The following is a 4,968-nucleotide window of genomic DNA, read 5'->3' as shown; positions in this document are numbered from 1 at the left end:
TGTCTTAACGAATGCGGATAGAATGCATAAACTTACCTAAAAAATAAAATTCAGTTTTATGATAACTTTACTGTTAAAAGAAGTCTAGACAACCTTGTTTTATGCTTGGATATAAGGCTTATTTTAAAATAATAGTAGTGAAGATTTTCTAAAATTAACATAATACACCTTATACGAAATGCTTGATATTTCTCTTTAAATATCATTATATTAACGTAAGCCGTTCTGGAGTATAGGGCACCAGAACGGCTTTTTATTGATTATTCATGTTCCACGATCACTAATTGAGCGATGTTCCACGGTTTTATTCAGTTTTAATAAACATCATCCGGTTTTTTGAGGAGTCATTATTTCAAGTGCTTGCACTGAAATTGGCTCTTCAAAAAACTGGAGTCTTGGCTAACCATATGGAAGGAAAAAGCGGCTTAGGAAGCCTCTCTTCTTCTGTTCTGGTTCAACATGCTCCGGGATAGGAATACGCTTATTGTCTTGCTGAGGAGTAGTCAATTCGTCATAGTTCGTTGCTAGTTCCGACCGAGGATCCGTTGCTATATCCTGTTTAAAGCTCTGATCGGTAAAGGTAGTCATATTGGCTTTTGGTGCTTCTAGTAAGCGCTGCATAGCTTCAATCTGTTCTTGATAAAACGATTCACGTTCTAAAGATTGATTTTCTCTCTGTATTGCCTGATTTAATTGTTTTTCCAGTATGTCAACTTGACGTTTTAGTAAGTCAACTTCTGTCAAGTTTTGACTGTTAATTGATTGACTTTGATTGACTGTATCCTCTTTTTTTTGTGGTTCCCCAAAAACTCTTAGGGCCTCTGAAAAGTCAATTAATCCATCAGATCCTTTAGATAAATTTCCTTTGTTTATATGTGCATATATGGCTTGTCTTGAATATCCATAAAGCTTAGCTAACTCTGAAACTGACAGTTTTTTCATTATGTAAACCAGTTTTCAACTTGTGTTAATACCTGACTGTTAACTTAACAATTTCAATTAACAATGTCATTGAAATCCTAATTTTCTGAGTAAAGGAAGTAATTCCTTAAATTTCTCTGCATCTTGCAGCATGGCAGCTATACGTACAGCAAACTGCTGATAGCTTTCTGTGCCTTGTGAATATTTACTCATCTCAGGAAGCTCTGAGAGCTTGTTGGCGAATAGATGGCGTTGTTTATCTGTTATTTTTGAAAAGAGGTCTAATGTATTCGGATCTCTTTTAGATTCGACTGAATGCGTGGCTGATTTTTTCTGTTTAAAGCTAAATGAAAAACCAGTAATAGATCTACCTGTTTTATGCTGTTCAACTTTGACAATAATATCGGTATGTTCATTTACTTGTTTTAATGCAATGTCTAAAACATATTTTTTAAAATCATACATTCGTTTGTATTCAGTCTCGAGTACACCTATTTTTTGTCTAAAATCATACATAGTTATGAGAGGCGTTTTTCCAGTACTACGCCATGCAATCAATATTTCATATAAACGAACAGCATAAGCACTTGTTAAATTACTTATTTGTTGTATTTCATACTTTGTAAATTGTTCTTCTAACCTAGTAATTAAAGGCACAATAGCAGGGGCAAAAATAAGTCTAACGACAGCTTCATTATCAATATAAGCCACCTCGCTCACCCATCTTGATTTGTGATTAATAGTGTTACCTTTTTCACTAAGACTCTGATAACTGAATTGTCTTGCAAACAAGTCATCGCAAGCATCTTTTAACGCCTGATAAGCCGTATTTCGATGTACACCAAACTGATTAATATAACTTTCAGCATGAACTGTTAGTGGATCATTAGCATTTATCCCTTTACCCGATTCCCTTGCTTCAACAATAGCTAGGAGAATTAACCTCTGTTCAACTAGATCGAGGTTATAACTGGCATTGATTAAGGCGTTATCTTTAACAACTAGTTCTGTTTTCATATGAAAAGATTATATTTTTAATTCAATAAGACGAGGTTATATAATTATCTCGCTTAATGCAAGGTAAACCTCGTTTTAATGCAAGGTAAACCTCGTTTTAATGCAAGGTAAACCTCGTTTTAATGCAAGGTAAACCTCGTTTTAATATCTCTAGAACCATTATGAATAAAGGATTACAGCTTAATTAAAAGCATTTAAAAGCTTAAAAATAATTAAAAGCCCAGGGAGTAAAAAATTGCCCTTGGTTTTCGCTTCGCTCAAACTCTATTGAATCTCGCTTTCGCTCGATTCGTCGGGGCAATTTTTGGTTCATATTTTCGTGAATTTGAGAAAAAGCAAAAGCAAGATCAAAAGCAGCTCGGAATTCGCTTCGCTCATGAGCTTTTTTTCTCGCTACGCTCGGTTTAGGAATCAAATTTGGAAAGTTCGCACCCATTCGGGATGCTCTGTAAAGCAGGTGATTGATGGATAGGGAGCTTGTAATCAGGGAAAGGGATGGGCAAATTTTCTCAGTTCGCTCGTAGACACTCGCTCTGTTTAGCGACTCATGCCACGAGATTTCATTTTAGGCGCATGTTGCTGTGCTTTGAGCTGTTGTTCCTGTCTGAGTTTCATCTGTTGTTCTGCTTTGATCTCATCCACACATTTTTTAATGACTTGATAGGATGGGTATAGAGTCTGGTATTGCTTGGCTTTGGCTGGATGTTGTTGTTGGTACTGCTTCCAGGCATGTTCTTTGAATTTGTCATTTTCCAATAAATCCTTCACACCATGTTTTTTCTGGTGTTCATGCTGACCTTTCAGCTTTTTGTGCTCCTGGTAAATCGCATCACGTTGGGCTTCCCAGGCTTTTTTTCCAAACAGTAAGGGTTTGTTCTGAGTTAATTCGTTGTGTTGATCGACCAGGCTTTGCAATTTGTCATGACTTTGCTTGAGTCCGCTTTTCACGATCTCCTGGGCAAGCTGCTGATTGAACTCATTTTGATGTTTGTGGTGCTTGGTCAGGGTTATTTCGGCTTGTTTGAGATTACGCTGCATGAAATCCAGGTCTAGATTCGCGTCTTTTGCGCTGATTTCGCGTTTTAGCACTTTGCCAAGGGTTTCCCTCTGTTTTTCCTCAAACAGGGCTTTTTCGTCAATTGGTGGCGTTTTAGCGCTATTTTTGATTTGGATCTGCTGTTCTGTTTTCAGTGTGCTGAGTTTGATCTCATTTTCAGCAATCAGCAGATCCATATTTTTGCTGTATTGCAGCTGAGCCTGATTTCTCTGTTTGATTTCGTCATTGCTTCGGCTGATTTCGGTCTCAATCCCTTTTCGGCGCAGTTCGGTGACTTTCGGCCCTTCGTGCAGCGTGGCTTCTAAACCATTCTCCTGGTCTTTGTAGCTGCGGTGGTCGACTCGGGCAGTGTATCCAGCCAGATCCAGGTGCATATTGCAGATATCGGCAAAGTGTTCGCGCCAGTGTTCGATTTCTCCACTGTGTTTCTGATCCAGTTCCCGGGTTTTCTCGGTGAAGCCTTCCTGAGTAAGTTTGCGTGTGCTCATCAGGATATGCGCGTGATAATTGCGTTCATCACTACCAGATCCAGTATGCGGTGCATGAATACAGGCATCGACGGCTACCTGGTGTCTGTCCACGATACTGGCGCATAGCTCTTCGAGCATGGCCAGGCGTTGTTCCTGATTTAATTCACTTGGAAAAGCGATTTCAAATTCTCGGGCAACTGTCGAGTTTTTTCGGGTTTCCCGTTGTTCAACTTCGTTCCAGAGTCTTTCCCGGTTTTTTAAATGTTCTGGTGCGCCTTCGGGTAAATAAATTTCTTTATATTCCACACCTGTTTTTCGGCTGTAATCATGTTCTCGGCCCTCACGTTCACAATAGATCTTTTCACCTGCCCGATAGGCAATCGCAGCAGTAGCGGAACGCCCTGCTGATCGTGCTACGGTTTTGACTGAAAAGTGGTAAATCGCCATGCCTATTTTCGCTTTTAAATTTTCACGTAGTGAAGTACAACCGTGGATACGGTTGTCGGGGTATTGGGGAGACCCCAATCGTACTTGCAAACGAAGTTTGCATAAGTGCGCTCTTCGAGGAAAACATTACTATACATATAGCACCTTGAATGCATATTCAAGTGCGCTTATGTTAGGGATGGTTTCCCAGGATGATGGTATTGGATTAATGAGCGTTACTGAAACACTAGACAGCAAAATCAAAGCACAGGAAGAAAAGCTAAAGCAGTTAAAGGCTCAAAGACAGGCAGCACTGGCAAGAGAACGTGCTAAAGAGAAAGAACAAGCTCGAAAGGATGATACCAGACGCAAAATTTTAATTGGATCCTGTATGCTAAAGATCACTGAAGATGATGAACAAGCCAGAGCTAAATTAATTGCTCAGATGGATAAGTATTTAACAGATGAGCGTGACCGAAAGCTTTTTAATTTATAAATTTTGAGGGATAAGTAGTGGAAGATCCAACACTTAATAAGTTAATACGTAATACAGAATTATTCTTCGAACATCACTGGAATGTAGACCTATTAGGAAAGCCTCCTGAATGGTCACCAGTACATTTTAATTTTGGAAAAATTCCTAATTACGATAAACAAGGTGTATATGCGTTTGTCAAAGGGGATTTAGTGACTTATATCGGTGTTGGGACTTCTAGAGGTGCTGGCCGTTATCGTGGTAATGGCTTAAGCGCCAGGGTAATGAAATATTGCCGATGGAATGAAGATAAAACTGAATATATTGCGATAGATCCAAGACTGAAAGATGCTGGATCCATCATTACAATAGGCTTTGAGCGTGATACGGCTTATTTAGCAAATGCCCTAGAAGTTTTTCTTATCTCTAAAATCCAACCTGTCCACAATGTGGTTAAAGTTGGTATGTAATTTCGCATAAGAAATTTTATGTTAAATGATTGTTAGAAATGCCCCTTGATCGAGGCATTTTCTATAAAGAATACTAAAAACTAATTAAAGCCAACCAAGTTTCAAAACAAGGCAGTTCTCAGCAATCATATT

At 38.8% G+C, this 4,968-nt stretch carries 6 protein-coding genes; 2 read left to right on the top strand and 4 right to left on the bottom strand.

Going from position 1 to position 4,968, the window contains the following annotated elements:
- Positions 1 to 399 precede the first annotated feature (399 nt).
- From FTV43_RS14450 to mobQ, 4 genes are all read right to left on the bottom strand, one after another.
- Positions 400 to 942, bottom strand: a complete 543-nt coding sequence (locus tag FTV43_RS14450; protein ID WP_004896925.1) for a plasmid replication DNA-binding protein — start codon at positions 940 to 942, stop codon at positions 400 to 402.
- Positions 943 to 1,008: 66 nt separating this feature from the next.
- Entirely contained in the window at positions 1,009 to 1,938 is a 930-nt protein-coding gene (gene repM, locus FTV43_RS14445; protein ID WP_068553070.1) for a replication initiation protein RepM, read from the bottom strand.
- Positions 1,939 to 2,140: 202 nt separating this feature from the next.
- Positions 2,141 to 2,374 carry a hypothetical protein gene (locus tag FTV43_RS14440; protein ID WP_068553069.1) on the bottom strand — a complete coding sequence of 78 codons (234 nt, stop codon included), beginning with the start codon at positions 2,372 to 2,374 and terminating at the stop codon, positions 2,141 to 2,143.
- Positions 2,375 to 2,475: 101 nt separating this feature from the next.
- Positions 2,476 to 3,912 (bottom strand): MobQ family relaxase, encoded by a 1,437-nt coding sequence (mobQ, locus tag FTV43_RS14435; protein WP_107111964.1) that lies wholly within the window; start codon positions 3,910 to 3,912, stop codon positions 2,476 to 2,478.
- Positions 3,913 to 4,120: 208 nt separating this feature from the next.
- Here mobQ and FTV43_RS14430 point away from each other — a divergent pair, with 208 nt between their 5' ends.
- Together FTV43_RS14430 and FTV43_RS14425 are read left to right on the top strand one after the other, a co-directional pair.
- The gene (locus FTV43_RS14430) at positions 4,121 to 4,387 is read left to right on the top strand and encodes a mobilization protein (protein WP_088749624.1); all 267 of its coding nucleotides are present in this window, start codon (positions 4,121 to 4,123) and stop codon (positions 4,385 to 4,387) included.
- A 17-nt stretch (positions 4,388 to 4,404) separates the two neighbouring features.
- Positions 4,405 to 4,836, top strand: a complete 432-nt coding sequence (locus FTV43_RS14425) for a hypothetical protein (protein ID WP_039090891.1) — start codon at positions 4,405 to 4,407, stop codon at positions 4,834 to 4,836.
- Positions 4,837 to 4,968 lie beyond the last annotated feature (132 nt).

It is taken from the genome of Acinetobacter sp. YH16053 (genome assembly GCF_013417035.1).
GTDB classification, from domain to species: Bacteria; Pseudomonadota; Gammaproteobacteria; order Pseudomonadales; family Moraxellaceae; genus Acinetobacter; species Acinetobacter towneri.
This window is presented reverse-complemented; position numbering and strand designations above follow the sequence as displayed.